The organism is Vibrio sp. 1874 (assembly GCF_033344395.1).
In the GTDB taxonomy this organism is placed as follows: Bacteria; Pseudomonadota; Gammaproteobacteria; order Enterobacterales; family Vibrionaceae; genus Vibrio; species Vibrio alginolyticus.
Window position 1 is genome coordinate 153,450 of sequence record NZ_JAWPOR010000005.1, and the last position, 15,148, is coordinate 168,597.

The window sequence follows — 15,148 nt, forward strand, 5'->3', positions numbered from 1 at the left end:
TAATTCGAAATTATCCGCTCATCAAGTTATTCATTTCTAGCATTGGCATCAAGGTCGCCATCACAATGAACAACACTAATCCAGCCATTAATGCAATCAGCGCAGGAGTAAACACACCCAGAGCAATATTGACTGTTGATTCAAAGTTTTGGTCTTGGTTATCGGCTGCCCGCGTCAACATGCTCTCTAATTCACCACTTTGCTCACCACTGGCGATCATGTGTAGCATCATTGGTGGAAACAAGCGGGTTTGGTCCAACGCCTTACGCAAACTAGCGCCCTCTCGAACGTTATCCGCTGCAAGCAACACTTGCTGCTTCACATAACGGTTAGACATAACATCTACCGCAACGCGCATACCCTCGAGAATTGGAATCGCACTGGAAGTACAGATCGAAAGTGTTCGCGCGAATCGTGCGGTATTCAAACCTCGAGAGATCTTACCTATTAGCGGTAAGCTCAAGATTTTTCTGTCCCAAGCTAAGCGAAAGTCTGGCTTTTGCAACGCCAGTTTGAGGCCATAGAAAAGCGCCACCAGCACAACGAAAATAATCAGCCCCCAACCTTGCACAAACTCACTGGCTGCCAGTAAAAATTGCGTCGATTGAGGTAACTCTTGGCCCATCTGAATGATGGGTTCAATGATTTTAGGAACCACTGTCGCCAATAAGAACGAAACGATGACAACCGCGAATACCACCAAAACTACAGGATAAATCATTGCTTGAAGCAATTTAGATCGCATCTTTTGGCGGTTTTCGACATAGTCTGCCAAACGCTCTAATACGGTATCGAGGTGACCTGATTTTTCGCCCGCCGCAACCATGGAGCGGTACAGTTCATCAAACACGTGTGGGTAATCGGCAAAACTGTCGGCGAGCGGATAACCCTCGGTTACTTTCGAGCGAACCGCAGCCAACATAGAACGAATCCTCGGCTTTTCAGCCTGCTCAGAGACCGCACGCAAACACTCTTCCAAAGGCATTCCTGATTGGACTAGCGTAGACAATTGCCGTGTGATGAGTGCCAGCTCAGATGTCGAGATGCCGCGCTTAAAGCTGACTGAACCTGAAGACTTAGCCGATTTAGCTTTCGTCTCGACCACTTCAATCGGGATCATCCCTTGCTCTTTGAGTCGCTGGCGCACTTGTCGGGCGTTGTCCCCTTCTATCGTGCCTTTTTTATGCTTGCCTTTTGCATCTAGCGCTTTGTACTCAAATGCCGCCATTAGGTTTCCTTCGTCACTCGCATCACTTCTTCAAGTGACGTAATACCACGACGTACTTTGCTTAAACCATCACTGCGAATACTTGGCGTATGGGCGCGAACGGCTCTCTCAATTTCTTGTTCACCAGACTCTCGATGAATCAACTCTTGCACTTGCTCATCAACCATAATGAGCTCGTGGATACCTGTTCGACCTCGGTAGCCTTTTTGGTTGCACGCTTCACAGCCTTTTGCTCGGTGCAGTTCTAACGGTTCATGCGCTTCCATACCAAACAGTTTTTTCTGTTCCGCATCGGCTTCATACGGCTCTTTACAGCTTGGACAAAGCGTTCGAACTAAGCGCTGCGCTAGCACCCCTAATAACGAAGAAGAAATAAGGAATGGCTCAATACCCATATCACGTAGACGCGTAATCGCACCCACTGCGGTGTTGGTGTGGAGAGTAGACATTACCAAGTGACCCGTTAAGGACGCTTGCACTGCAATTTGTGCGGTTTCTAAGTCACGGATCTCACCGACCATCACCACATCCGGGTCCTGACGCAGAATGGCACGCAAGCCGCGCGCAAACGTCATATCGACCTTTGGGTTCACCTGAGTTTGACCGATGCCATCAATATCAAATTCGATCGGGTCTTCAACCGTTAGAATGTTGCGCTCGTTGCTATTGATCTCTTGCAAGCCAGCATACAAGGTGGTGGATTTACCAGAACCTGTCGGGCCCGTCACCAAGATGATACCGTGAGGGCGGCCAATCAAGTGACGGAAGTTGTCATGCACTGAAGGTGTCATGCCCAAACTATGTAAATCAAGACGAGTCGCGTTTTTATCCAACAAACGCATTACCACGCGCTCACCATGTGAGGACGGCATCGTAGATACACGCACGTCCACCGCACGACCACCGATACGCAACGAAATACGGCCATCTTGAGGCACACGCTTTTCTGCGATATCTAGTTTAGCCATAACCTTCACACGAGAAACTAGCAAAGGCGCTAGCTTACGGCTTGGAGTCAGGACTTCACGCAATACGCCATCGACACGGAAACGAATCGAAAGGGTTTTCTCGAACGTCTCAATATGAATATCCGACGCACCTTCTTTGATCGCTTCGCCCAACATGGCGTTGATCAATTTGATGATTGGCGCATCGTCTTCCGATTCTAATAAGTCTTCATCGTGCGGCAGTTCTTCAGCCAAAGAGAAGAAATCATCGCTATCAGCACCAATATCTTCCATCAACTGACGCGCTTCAGACGAGTCGCGTTGATATGCTTCGGTCAGCTTTTTATCAAAGGCTTCTTTATCGATAGGTTGCGGTACGAAGCTTTTCTTTAATACACGACGGACTTCAACCAGAGCCGCAGGGTTAAGCGGCTCGACATAGTAAAGAATAGGTGGACGCTCAGGATGCTCTGTCTCCAGCACCAGTTTAAAGCGGTTGGCAAAACTGAATGGCAGACGACGCATACTTGGCGCTGTGTCTAACATATCAACCATTAGTTGTTTTCCATTTGATCAATAAACGCTTGAATCTCTGTTGGGTGCTGACGCTCCTGGCCAAAGGCTGGCATAACCGGGATCTTCTCGTCTGCCATCAACTTCAACCCTTGATCCGCTTTATAAAGCTGTTCTGCGCGAATAAAGTTGTATTTACGCTGCGTAATACCGTCAGCCGTCACACCATCGCGAATAATCGTCGGCTTGATGAACACCATCAAGTTACGTTTTTCTGTTTGCGTGCTAGTTGACTTGAACAGATGGCCAAGTACCGGAATGTCACCCAATAGCGGCACTTTAGACTCACTTTCAAGTGCGCGTTCATCGACCAAACCACCAAGAACCAACATCTGACCATCTTGGATCATGACAGAGGTGTTTAACTGTCGTTTAGCAAAGCGAACGTCAACCGCACCGTTTGCGCCTAATACGTTGGAAACTTCTTGTTCAATGTTTAACTGTACAGAGTCACCTTCGTTAATTTGTGGCACTACTTTGAGTTTGATACCGACTTCTTTACGGTCAACCGTTTGGAATGGGTTGTCGTTGTTTGAGCCAGCCGTAGAGCCCGTAATAACCGGAACCTCTTCACCCACAATAAATGATGCTTCGCCATTATCCATTACGGTAATACTCGGAGAAGATAGAATGTTTGAGTTGGAGTCAGAAGCAACAGCACTAATTAGCGCTGTCCAGTCACCCATGACAATACTCATTGCCGCACCATTTACTCCGCTAAGCGCTGACGCTAGCGTAGAGTAGTCACCTGATTCAGTAACATCATATGGCGTTCGTTCGCCATTAGAGTTGGTATAGTATTCAGTGCGGGTTTGATCTTTTGCTTCTTCTAGACCAACCATCACCTGACCAATCGGGGCTCCTGAGTTACCGTACTGAATTACAGCACCCGTTTCTAACGAACCCCACTGAACACCTAGGTTAATACCATCACCTTCAGACATTTCGACAATTAACGCTTCAATAAGAACCTGAGCACGACGAATATCGAGTTGAGAAATGACGTCTTGTAATGCCATCATAATATCTGGTGGCGCTGTTAAAACTAACGAGTTAGTTGCAGCGTGAGCAGCAATGACGACCTCACCACGCGATGCACCTGATGTTTTCTGACCGGCTTGCTTTTCAGCTTGCAGGTTATCGGAAACACCTTTCAATACATCCACCAAGTCTTCAGCTTTCGCATTTTTCAGGTACACAACTCGGTTGTTACCTTTTGTCGCCATTTCAACATCAAGTTGACGAATCAAACGTTTCAAGCGGGCTCTTACTTTTGGATCACCAGAAATTAAAATCGCGTTAGTACGTTCATCGGCCACAATTTTAGGTTCAAGGAACTCTGGCGTGCTTTTCTGATTCGCACTTTTATTCAGTGCTTCGACAATGCGTACCATTTCAGCAGCAGATGCATTACGCAGCTCCACCAATTCAATTTCTTTATCACCGGCTTGGTCAACACGCTTGATGATCTCTGCTAAGCGATTCACTACTGCCGCACGACCAGTAATCAAGATAATATTCGCTGGATCATAATGAACCACGTTACCGGCACCGGCGTTATCAATCAGCTGACGAAGTAGAGGAGACAACTCACGGACCGACACATTACGCACCGCGACAACTCGAGTGATAACACTATCGCCTTGCGCGCTGCCATCACCTAACACAGGGATTGCTGAGGTTTTTGAGTCTTTTGCTTTGATAACCTTAAGTACCCCATTGTCCATCTCTACGACTGCGTAACCGTATACTTCAAGGACATTAAGGAAAAAGCTGTAATATTGCTCTTCGTTAAGTACGTCATAGCTGCGGACATCGATCTTACCGCGTACTGAAGGATCAACAATGATGGTCTTTTCGAGGTTACGACCCACTATGTTGATGAATTCTTGAATATCAGTGCCTTTAAAGCTCGCACTAAATTCGTTTGCCATTGCACCTGGTACGCAGAGTAAACTTCCTGCTAGTAGCCAAGCACTTTTGCTGAACCAATGTTTCACGTATGTCTCCCTGAACTTACGCCGGTTGCCTAAGTCTTACAATTGGATATAGATATCGTACTGTTGGCCGTCTCGCTCAACAGTTAAATTTAATTCTTGCGGATCGCTCATCACTTGCATCAGTTGTACTGAAGAAGACGGGTCACTTAAATCGATCCCGTTCAGTTGAACCGCAATATCGCCAGGTTGTAGCCCTACATCATTAAATAATGCGGCATCACGACCAGGTGATACTCGATAACCAACAATGTCTCCGTCTTTTTTGACGGGTGAAATGGTGATGTATTTAAAAACGCTTTGTGGATCTTTCGCAATTTCCTCGCGGATTTGCTCTAATTTCTCTCCAACGTCAGACGTCGCTGCTTCTGCTCGCTGAGCTTGCGCCCTAGCTACCTGCGGCGATTCAGATAGCTTCTTATATTCTATACCTTCCATCATTAAGGTCTCGTCTCGACCTTGGTTATCAATGATGACGCGATCCACCAATACCGCTTTTAGTGTCGCACGTGTCCCTTCGATTTCTTCACCCAAACCGTACGTAGCTTGCTTACCTCGGTTAGCAATAACAGCAAGGCTGGTGTTGGCATCACTACTTGCAACCGCACCGACCAGCGTAAGGTTAAGGCGCGTCTTAGGGGCGTCTTTAACAATAGGCTGTTCTACAACCGCCGCTTTTTGCTCAGTGTATTTACCGAATAGGTTGGCATTCTGAAGGGCATTAAAATCTATCGCGTCGCCTTTATTGCTCGCAGCAACGCTACTCGCCGATGGACGCCATTGCGGCACTTCCGACGATTGAGGTATGGCTAACCACACAATTTTGCCAAGTATCCATCCTGTTATCGCAATAAACAGACAGGTAAGCAACAAGCTAAGTTTGGCTTGAATGGTATAATGATTGGACTTGATCTGAGCCAGTAGCGGTCTGCTTGATAATCCTGCACTTAGCTCTAAACGTTTCACTGAATGGATTCCTTTATTCTAACGTCCGTCATTTAAGCTATAACGATAGCTATCGACTTTAAATTGCTAAATTTGCAATAAAATTATTACTCAACAAAGAGCAGTGAACTATATCACAAGTTGTCTTTCATACCTTTTTCTTATGCAGTTTTTGCCAACTCCCTTGAAAAAAATACGCCTTGACTCCATCTGTAGGTGAATAATCCATCACTCATTGCCGTATTCGGGCAGTGATTAGATAGCGTAGTGTTCTATGAGTTCCCTAAATGAAGCCGTTAGGCTAGATAAATGGCTATGGGCCGCAAGATTTTACAAAACCCGCTCCATCGCACGTAACATGGTCGATGGCGGTAAAGTCCACTATAATGGCCAACGAAGCAAGCCGAGTAAAATCGTTGAAGTGGGCGCTGAAGTCAGACTTCGTCAAGGCAACGAAGAAAAAATCGTGATCATCGAACAAATCTCAGATCAACGCCGAGGCGCTCCCATCGCACAAACCTTATATCGCGAAACCAATGAGAGTATCGCGAAACGTGAGGAACACGCGACTCAACGTAAGCTTAATGCCCACAACCCAAGTCCGGAACGCCGCCCAGATAAAAAGCAGCGCAGAGACATCATTAAGTTCAAACACCAATAAAAGCCGGAATTACCAACGAGGAAAGCACTCCATGGCAAATAATGTTTTAAACCGCTACCTATTCGAAGATCTTTCAGTACGTGGCGAGTTGGTACAATTGGATGAAGCGTACCAACGTGTTATCTCCAGCAAGGAATATCCGGCAGCAATAGAGAAACTGCTGGGTGAGCTACTCGTTTCAACTACTCTTTTAACTGCCACTCTTAAGTTCGAAGGTTCGATCACCATCCAGCTACAAGGCGACGGTCCTGTGTCTCTTGCCGTTATCAACGGTGACCATAACCAACGTGTTCGTGGCGTAGCTCGCTGGGAAGGCGATGTTGCCGATGACGCAAACATTCACGATCTAATGGGTAAGGGCTACCTTGTGATCACCATCGAACCGAAAAACGGCGAGCGTTACCAAGGCGTCGTTGGATTAGAAGGTGACACTTTAGCAGAAGTGCTAGAAGGCTACTTTGCAAACTCAGAGCAGTTAAAAACGCGCCTATGGATCCGCACTGGTGAGCATGAAGGCAAAGCACACGCAGCAGGTATGTTGATTCAAGTGATCCCTGACGGCACTGGCTCTCCAGATGATTTCGAACATCTAGAGCAGCTCACTGACACAGTAAAAGATGAAGAATTGTTTGGTTTAGAAGCGAACGAGTTATTGTATCGACTATATAACCAAGACAAAGTACGTCTGTACGAGCCGCAACCTGTCGAGTTCCATTGTGGCTGTTCTCGTGAGCGTAGCGGTGCAGCAATCATCACCGTTGAGAAAGCTGAAATTTATGACATTTTGGCAGAAGTTGGATCAGTTTCTTTACATTGTGATTACTGTGGCACAACTTATACGTTCGACGAATCTGAAGTCACTGAACTGTATGCACAAGCTTCTACGGACAAGAAAACCCTGCATTAATTTACATAGCTTATCAAGCACGTAATTTACCCTACAAAAGGCCAGCTTAATGCTGGCCTTTTTGTGATCAACCCCTCGTAATAACTAGCCTCAAGCGTAATAAAACAACTGCTTAATTTTAAACAATTAATAATGATTTTGCCCTAGCGCAAAGGATTGCGTGCACGATAGACTATTCCCACCAATATGTGACGGGTTACCTAAAACCTTATTGAAATCATGGGCAAATTTTGAGCTATCTCCCTGTTTTCTCCCCGCCCCGTTGCTAGCATGGTGAGCAGATTAAAATTAAAACATTCTTACAAAATCCCTACAAAATCCTTATAAGGAGCACCTATGACCGTTATGGAACATACTAAGGCTGCAACACTTGATCTAACCAAGCACGGACTGCATAACGTAAAAGAGGTTATTCGCAACCCAAGCTACGAAATGTTGTTTGAGGAAGAAACGCGTGAAGACCTAACCGGTTATGAGCGCGGCGTGGTTACTGAACTAGGTGCGGTTGCCGTTGACACTGGCATCTTTACTGGTCGCTCACCAAAAGATAAATACATCGTCAAAGACGCTACGACAGAAGAACATATGTGGTGGACGTCTGATCAAGTGAAAAATGATAACAAGCCAATCACTCCTGAAGTGTGGGACGAGCTAAAAGAACTGGTCACAAACCAGCTTTCTAACAAACGCTTGTTTGTTGTTGACGGTTACTGTGGTGCAAACCCAGATACACGTTTGAGCATTCGTGTTATCACAGAAGTCGCATGGCAAGCGCACTTCGTTAAAAACATGTTTATTCGCCCGACAGAAGAAGAGTTAGCGACATTTGAACCAGACTTCGTAGTAATGAATGGCGCAAAATGCACTAATCCAAAATGGGAAGAGCAAGGCCTGAACTCAGAAAACTTCACCGTATTTAACCTAACTGAGCGCATGCAACTTATCGGTGGTACTTGGTACGGCGGTGAAATGAAGAAAGGTATGTTCGCCATGATGAACTACTTCCTTCCACTAAAAGACATCGCATCAATGCACTGTAGCGCTAACATGGGCAAAGATGGCGATGTAGCGGTATTCTTCGGTCTATCTGGTACGGGTAAAACGACCCTGTCGACTGATCCTAAACGTGCGCTAATTGGTGATGATGAGCACGGCTGGGATGATGACGGTGTCTTCAACTTCGAAGGTGGTTGTTACGCAAAAACCATCAAACTTTCGAAAGAAGCGGAGCCGGACATCTACAACGCAATTCGTCGTGATGCACTGCTAGAAAACGTAACAGTACGTGGCGATGGCTCTATCGACTTTGATGATGGTTCGAAAACAGAAAACACACGTGTTTCTTACCCTATCTACCATATCGATAATATCGTTAAGCCAGTATCAAAAGGCGGTCACGCGAATAAAGTGATCTTCCTATCAGCCGATGCATTTGGCGTACTGCCTCCAGTATCTAAATTGACACCTGAGCAAACTAAGTACCACTTCCTGTCTGGCTTTACCGCCAAACTAGCGGGAACAGAGCGCGGTATTACTGAGCCAACACCAACTTTCTCTGCTTGTTTCGGCGCGGCGTTCCTAACGCTCCACCCAACAAAATACGCGGAAGTACTGGTAAAACGCATGGAAGCAGCGGGCGCTGAGGCTTACCTAGTGAATACTGGTTGGAACGGCACTGGCAAACGTATCTCTATTCAAGATACACGCGGAATTATTGATGCCATTCTTGATGGTTCGATTGAAGAAGCACCAACTAAGCACATTCCAATCTTCAACCTTGAAGTACCAACGTCACTACCAGGTGTGGATCCTAGCATTCTAGACCCTCGCGACACGTACGTTGACCCACTTCAGTGGGAAAGCAAAGCGAAAGATTTAGCAGCGCGCTTTATCAATAACTTTGATAAGTACACAGACAACGCTGAAGGTAAATCTCTGGTTGCGGCTGGTCCTCAGATTGATTAAATCGAGTAACCGCGACGTCGCGTAAACTCAGTGAAAAGTTGGCATTAACTTATCACCTTTACGTAGGCCAAGTTACAAAAATTGCTTCAAGCCCCTCTTTTGAGGGGCTTTTTATTGAATACCACAGAATATTGATACAAGCTAAAGCCTATCTAGTTTTATTTAATAACACACGTAGGTTCTAGCAAAGATGAAAACAGCGCGTCGAGTTCTACTTCTGTTACTGGTTATCTTAGTTGCCATTCCGGCCGCTACGATTGCGCTGCTAACAACATCTTACGCGGACGCAACCTGGCGCTTGCTGTCAAACACCTTTTCTCTTCCCTTCCGGGCCGGAAGCGTGCGTTATGGCTTTCCCTATCACCTAACTTTACAACGCGTGAACACCAGCGGAGACGATGCGTCTTACATCGAGCAAGTCGATTTATGGATGAATCCCGATGTTTATCGCGATGGTAAATGGATCGTTGATAGTTTATTGATTGATGGTATGAGCTTGCAGTATGGCGCACCAAAGCTCCCTGCTTTAGAGAACGTATTATTCCATCAAATCGCGCTCAAAAATATTGATTACGCCGACGAGCAGTTCTCTGCCAATGGCATTGACCTTCAAATTCAATCACCACAATGGAATGGTCAATTAATACCATATGGCGAAGTTCAACTTGCAGCTGACCAACTCTATTGGAATGGCGAAGCCTTTAATCAACTCTTAGTCGATATAGACTACAAACCGCAAGACAGTACGCTTTATGGCACCTCTTTTAACTGGCGTAACAGTCAAATATCTGGGCAAGGGGAGCAGTATCCTCAAGGCTGGTCTTTAGTAAATGTGACCATCAACAAGCTGAAACTGAGTAATACGCAGCGCCAATCACTGCTTGCAAAACCTTGGCACGATCTACCATTTAGCATTAATCATATTAATAGCTTAGATTTGCTTAACGCCGATATTGAATGGGGCGACTGGCACTGGCAGAACTTGGATCTTTCTGTGGAAAACGCCACACTGCCACTGTCTCTCTGGAAGACAAAAGCTCAAGTGTCATTGCAGGCGGATAGCGTTCGATTCCAGCAGCAAACCGCAATAGAGCCACGTTTGAGTGCCGCTATCGAGCCAGGAGTAATCCAGCTCAACGAGCTCAGCTTAGATTGGCAGCAAGGTCGAGTGCAAGTTTCTGGATTGTTCACGCCAACACAATGGAAGCTCAAAGAAGCCTCTATTCAAGGCCTCAAGTGGGCAACACAGCCAGAAGACAACCTAAATTGGTGGCACGCCGCCACCAGCGAGTTAGAGCATGTTGCAATCGAACGACTCGACATTGAGCGCAGCCAAATTATCCAGCTATCTCACGAACCTTATTGGCAACTTTCCGGTTTAAATATCGAAGGGCAACAGCTTGATATTAAACAGTCGGCTCAACGTTGGGGCCTTTGGCAAGGCGAATTGGAAGTCAGCGTTGTCAACGCTAGCTATGACCAAATACTCACGTCTCACGCAGCACTTGCCATGCAAAGCAAAGATGGCTTTTGGCAATTGACTCGCCTTTTTGCGCCACTCGAGCAAGGCTACGTAGAAGGCATCGGACAAATAGATTTGAGTACCCCGAGCCAACCTTGGGCGCTCAACGTCAATGCTGATGGTATTCCCTTATCGCTCTTCCACGATTATTTTTTATCCGACACACTGGCTATTGATGGTTTTTCCGATCTTAGCCTCGATCTACAAGGGTTATCAGGTGATCGCAACATGCTGGCCTACAGCTTATCGGGTGAAGTGGAAGCCAATCTCCGAGATACCCGCTTGAATTCCCAAGCGGATCATTCGCTCAAAGCCATTACCTTAAGTCCACTGCGTTTAAGCGCGCAACGAGGGGAAGTTGCCATAAAGCCGGTCACAATTTCAGGAAAAGCCATAAGTGGTAAGGTTTGGGGAACATTTGATATGGCCAACAACCCGCTAAGTGGCATTACTTATCAATTGGAAGAGTCGTGCGGAAACATTGAAGGCGATCTACTAAGTGGTGAAACCCACCGTAATGAGTGCGTGAACGCATCAAAACTGGCCGAGCCTACTGATATTGAGACTCCACAGAAAAATGAACCTTCCATCGAGCAACCAATCGTGATTGATAACATCAACTTGGAGATTCAAGAGGAAGAGCTTTACGAAGAAGTTATCGAAGAAGATGAAGTACCCAACACGCATTCCGCAGCAGAAGAACAAATCCTCTCACCGACAGAGCAAGAAGGTGAAACAGATAAGCGCCCAGCAGATCAGTCGGCGCTTACCCCATCAGCAACTGAGTAACTGCGAGTAGTTCGGTATCAACATATAGGTACCGACAAAATCAACAGCTGGCGTGTCACCACTATAAATCACTACGTGAATAACGATGCGTGCTTTGCGTCCCGACTCCAATCGGTCTAGGTCACCACTGATCCCATCCAACGAAGTACTCGCCACGGGGTTTTGTTCGACTGGTTGACGATAGCGAATCGAGCTGTCGGCCAACACAATATCACCGTGCAGCCCACGCTCTTTAAGCAGCAGCCACGTCATCCCCCACCCTGTCAGGGTTGCTAAGGTAAAAGCTGACCCAGCGAACATGGTGTTATGCGGATTAAGGTTAGGATTAAGCTGCGCACAGCATTCAAACTGGTAACCCGTGTACTGGTTAATCTTGATCCCCATTTTGTCGCTAATTGGGATTTGTTGCTCCCAGCGCTGTTGAAGCTCAGTACACCATTCAGGGCGACGTAACACATTGGCCATCGGATCCAGTTGCTTCACCATTTGCTGATGGCGCACAGGGCCACGCTCATCGGTCAGCTCACCTCGACGCTCAAAGCCATTTTTTTCATAAAAGGCGATGGCATCTTCACGGGCATTACACACCAAGCGTTTCGCTCCTTCCTGGCGTGCTAACGACTCTAGTGCAACCAAAACCAGCGAACCCATCCCTTTGCTACGGCGATTATTTTTAACCGCCATATAGCGGATCTGGCCATCATTGTCCGGCGTAATGTATAAACGGCCAATCGCCATAGGACGACCTCGACCATCAACAATCATGCGGTGATGACTCATTTCGTCGTATTCATCGCGCTCTGAGCCGATCGGCATACGCCATGGCTCACGAAGCAGTTGCCAGCGAAACTGATAATACTTGTTTATCTGATTATCGGTTTTGGGAGTAATGAGTTTGAACATATCAATCCTTTGAAAGCACAACACTAATCAGTGTCGGAAAAATTACTCCAAGCCAATTCCATGAGCTTGGAGTTAAAGCTTAGACTATGGCGCCTGTGTTACCAGATTAGACCTGCAACCAAAACGTCACTGGACCGTCATTCACCAAAGACACTTTCATATCGGCAGCGAAGCGGCCACGCTGTGTGGGTAAGACTTCTTCACACAAGTCAGAAAAGTAATCATACAAGCGCTCTGCATCAACAGGATGCGCACCGCGAGAAAAGCCAGCTCGCGTGCCTTTTTTTGTATCCGCAGGCAGCGTAAATTGAGAAACCACCAGCACTTTACCTTCCACCTGTTTAACGTTCAGGTTCATCTTGCCTTCGTCATCTTCGAACACACGGTAGGTTGTAACACGCTCCATTAAACGCTTTGCTTTAGCTTCATCGTCGTCCTTCTCTACGCCCAATAAGACCAGCAGACCACGATCAATTTCTCCTACGACTTCACCATCCACACGGACGGCTGCTTCACTGACTCGTTGAATTAGCGCTATCACTACTCTCGCTTCCTTCATCTGTTAACTGAGATTCAGCGGTCGAGTGTATCATGTCTAAATCTTCACTCCAGTGCTCTCGCTCACCAAGCGCAGCCGTAACTTCCGCCCCCAATAACACGATCATCCAGCATAAATACACCCAAACAAATAAGATAGGAATCGCCGCTAACGCGCCGTAGATGAGCTGATAAGACGGAAACTGAGTGATGTAAAGCGCAAAGCCTTTTTTACTCAACTCGAACAGTATCGCGGCGACTGCTGCCCCCATGGCACCATGAGCGAGGTGTACTTTTTTATTCGGCACTAGAATATACAAGCCAAGAAAAGCAAAAAAGGACAGCAACAACGGTAGCCAACGCAGAAATAAATTAAACGCACCAGATAATGTCTCGTTCTCTAAAATTTGCAGCGAAGTCACGTACGACGTCGCCGCAATACTCGCACCGACCATGATCGGCCCTAACGTGAGTACCATCCAATACATAGAGAATGAAAAGACTAAACGGCGCTTGTCTTTAACTCGCCAAATGTAGTTTAAGTTCTTATCAATGTTGGAAATCAGCATGACCGCTGCGATGAATAAAAACCCACCGCCAACCGCGCTCATTTTGCCCGTATTCGCCACAAATTCCTGTAATGCCGTATGTACAGCTTCTCCAGAAGCTGGCACAAAATTCTCAATAATGTAGCCTTGCAGCACCTCACCAACGTTCGCAAAAACGGGAAATTTCGACAATATTGATAACAATACCGTCAGCATTGGCACGATGGATAACAAGGTAATGTAGGCAAGATAGCCCGCGTTCACATTCACACGGTCATGCGTTAATCGCTTAAGAAGATACTTAAAAAACGCGACGCAACTTGGCAGTAGATTGATTAATCTCGCCTTGTAACTCTCTGATAACTGGTTCATAGTTCATCCCATAATTAGCGCCGAGGACATAAGAATGCCTTATTTATTAGCAATTGTACTATCAATTTTCACTTTAACAGGGTGTCAATCTGCTTATTACTCAGCAATGGAGCAGGTTGGGTATCATAAACGAGATATTATGGTCGACCGCGTCGAAGATGCCAAAGAATCTCAACAAGATGCACAAGAAGAATTCACCAGTGCACTTGAAGCCTTGTCTGCGATCACCAACTTTGATGGTGGTGAGCTAGAAAATGTCTACAACAACATCAATGACAAATACGAAGATAGCGAAAAAGCGGCTCAAGACGTACGTGACCGTATTGCTGCGATTGAAGACGTATCCGGCGCACTGTTTGATGAGTGGCAAGATGAGCTAGAGCTGTACTCGAGTGCGAAACTGCGTCGTTCAAGCGAGCAAAAACTACGTGAAACCAAAGCCTCGTACAAAACCATGCTTAGCGCTATGAAGCGTGCAGAGAAAAAGATGACACCGGTACTGGATACGCTACGTGACAACACGTTGTACTTAAAACACAACCTTAACGCCAGTGCGATTGGTTCTTTGCAAGGTGAGTTCTCTAGCTTAGAGAAAGACATTCAGTTTGCGATCAAACAAATGAACGAAGCGATTGCAGAGTCCGATAAATTCCTACAAAAGCTCAATCAAAAGTAAATGATTTAGACCTCCTCCAAGTGAGGAGGTTTTAGTCGGCGACCTCACCGAGTAAACCGATGACTCTTCGAACAAAGCCTACCCTCTCTGGTACAGTTCCCCATGGCACTTCTACCACTTCATAACCCAACTCAGTATAGACACTCACTAACGACTGATGAATCTCCAATGCTTCTTCAAAGCTGTGCGGACGCACTTCATCTTGTACGTAAATGGATGCTTCAGGTCGACAAGTAAACACCTGACTATGGTACCCAGCGCTTTCGGTTAAGAAAGCTTGGTCAACCTTACAGCCGCCCACTTGTAGGTATGCAATGATGTCGGGGATGGCGCGATCAACAAACGCAACATCATGACAACGCGCATCACTCTTTTGTTTGTCCATCAACCCAAGGCATAACTTGGCAAACTCAGGTAAATTCGTCCACGGCAAAATACCATTTTCTAACTGGCTTTGCTGCTCAATCAAGTCGCGAGACCCTTCAGGAAACGTGGCATAACCACACGCGTCTAGCGCATTCAGCAGTGTTGTTTTTCCCGCACCAGGCCCACCGGTGATAATAATCGGGTTCATATTC

Annotated in this window: 13 protein-coding genes; 5 read left to right on the forward strand and 8 right to left on the reverse strand. The window is 46.4% G+C overall.

The features are described 5' to 3' along the window. Positions 1-10: 10 nt before the first annotated feature. Genes gspF through gspC form a run of 4 tightly spaced genes read right to left on the reverse strand, consistent with a single transcriptional unit; the run spans position 11 to position 5,711 of the window. Complete coding sequence (gene gspF / locus R8N46_RS12625) at positions 11-1,228, reverse strand: type II secretion system inner membrane protein GspF (protein ID WP_025768303.1); 1,218 nt, start codon at positions 1,226-1,228, stop codon at positions 11-13. Then, complete coding sequence (gspE, locus tag R8N46_RS12630) at positions 1,228-2,730, reverse strand: type II secretion system ATPase GspE (protein ID WP_005379296.1); 1,503 nt, start codon at positions 2,728-2,730, stop codon at positions 1,228-1,230. The genes gspF and gspE overlap by 1 nt, the downstream gene beginning before the upstream one ends. Beyond that, a complete protein-coding gene (gene gspD, locus R8N46_RS12635) occupies positions 2,730-4,748 on the reverse strand; it encodes a type II secretion system secretin GspD (RefSeq protein ID WP_005379295.1) in 2,019 nt (672 codons plus the stop codon). The genes gspE and gspD overlap by 1 nt, the downstream gene beginning before the upstream one ends. A 36-nt stretch (positions 4,749-4,784) precedes the next feature. After that, positions 4,785-5,711, reverse strand: coding sequence for a type II secretion system protein GspC (gene gspC / locus R8N46_RS12640; protein WP_005379294.1), 927 nt, complete (start codon positions 5,709-5,711; stop codon positions 4,785-4,787). A gap of 253 nt (positions 5,712-5,964) precedes the next feature. Between gspC and hslR the strand changes: the two genes are divergently transcribed. The 4 genes from hslR to R8N46_RS12660 all read left to right on the forward strand — a co-directional run bounded on the left by hslR (position 5,965) and on the right by R8N46_RS12660 (position 11,534). Further along, positions 5,965-6,351 (forward strand): ribosome-associated heat shock protein Hsp15, encoded by a 387-nt coding sequence (gene hslR / locus R8N46_RS12645; protein WP_005379292.1) that lies wholly within the window; start codon positions 5,965-5,967, stop codon positions 6,349-6,351. A gap of 31 nt (positions 6,352-6,382) precedes the next feature. After that, the gene (hslO, locus tag R8N46_RS12650; RefSeq protein WP_005379290.1) at positions 6,383-7,258 is read left to right on the forward strand and encodes an Hsp33 family molecular chaperone HslO; all 876 of its coding nucleotides are present in this window, start codon (positions 6,383-6,385) and stop codon (positions 7,256-7,258) included. Between the two features lie 336 nt (positions 7,259-7,594). Beyond that, complete coding sequence (gene pckA / locus R8N46_RS12655; protein ID WP_005379288.1) at positions 7,595-9,223, forward strand: phosphoenolpyruvate carboxykinase (ATP); 1,629 nt, start codon at positions 7,595-7,597, stop codon at positions 9,221-9,223. A 190-nt stretch (positions 9,224-9,413) separates the two neighbouring features. Continuing rightward, positions 9,414-11,534, forward strand: coding sequence for an AsmA family protein (locus R8N46_RS12660; RefSeq protein WP_213972341.1), 2,121 nt, complete (start codon positions 9,414-9,416; stop codon positions 11,532-11,534). Here the strand turns inward: R8N46_RS12660 and R8N46_RS12665 are convergent. The 3 genes from R8N46_RS12665 to R8N46_RS12675 form a co-directional block, all read right to left on the reverse strand. Beyond that, entirely contained in the window at positions 11,520-12,437 is a 918-nt protein-coding gene (locus R8N46_RS12665) for a bifunctional GNAT family N-acetyltransferase/hotdog fold thioesterase (RefSeq protein ID WP_005379283.1), read from the reverse strand. The two genes, R8N46_RS12660 and R8N46_RS12665, sit on opposite strands and share 15 nt — an antisense overlap. Positions 12,438-12,543: 106 nt before the next feature. Next, positions 12,544-12,978: a D-aminoacyl-tRNA deacylase gene (gene dtd / locus R8N46_RS12670; protein ID WP_005379282.1), complete on the reverse strand. Its 435-nt coding sequence runs from the start codon at positions 12,976-12,978 to the stop codon at positions 12,544-12,546. Beyond that, positions 12,950-13,894 carry a virulence factor BrkB family protein gene (locus tag R8N46_RS12675; protein ID WP_005379281.1) on the reverse strand — a complete coding sequence of 315 codons (945 nt, stop codon included), beginning with the start codon at positions 13,892-13,894 and terminating at the stop codon, positions 12,950-12,952. Before R8N46_RS12675 ends, dtd begins: the two co-directional genes overlap by 29 nt. 34 nt (positions 13,895-13,928) lie before the next feature. On the opposite strand from R8N46_RS12675, the gene R8N46_RS12680 reads away from it, so the two are divergent. Next, positions 13,929-14,570: a DUF2959 domain-containing protein gene (locus tag R8N46_RS12680; RefSeq protein WP_005382972.1), complete on the forward strand. Its 642-nt coding sequence runs from the start codon at positions 13,929-13,931 to the stop codon at positions 14,568-14,570. Between the two features lie 31 nt (positions 14,571-14,601). On the opposite strand, the gene R8N46_RS12685 is transcribed toward R8N46_RS12680, so the two are convergent. Further along, a complete protein-coding gene (locus tag R8N46_RS12685; RefSeq protein ID WP_031779018.1) occupies positions 14,602-15,144 on the reverse strand; it encodes an AAA family ATPase in 543 nt (180 codons plus the stop codon). Positions 15,145-15,148 lie beyond the last annotated feature (4 nt).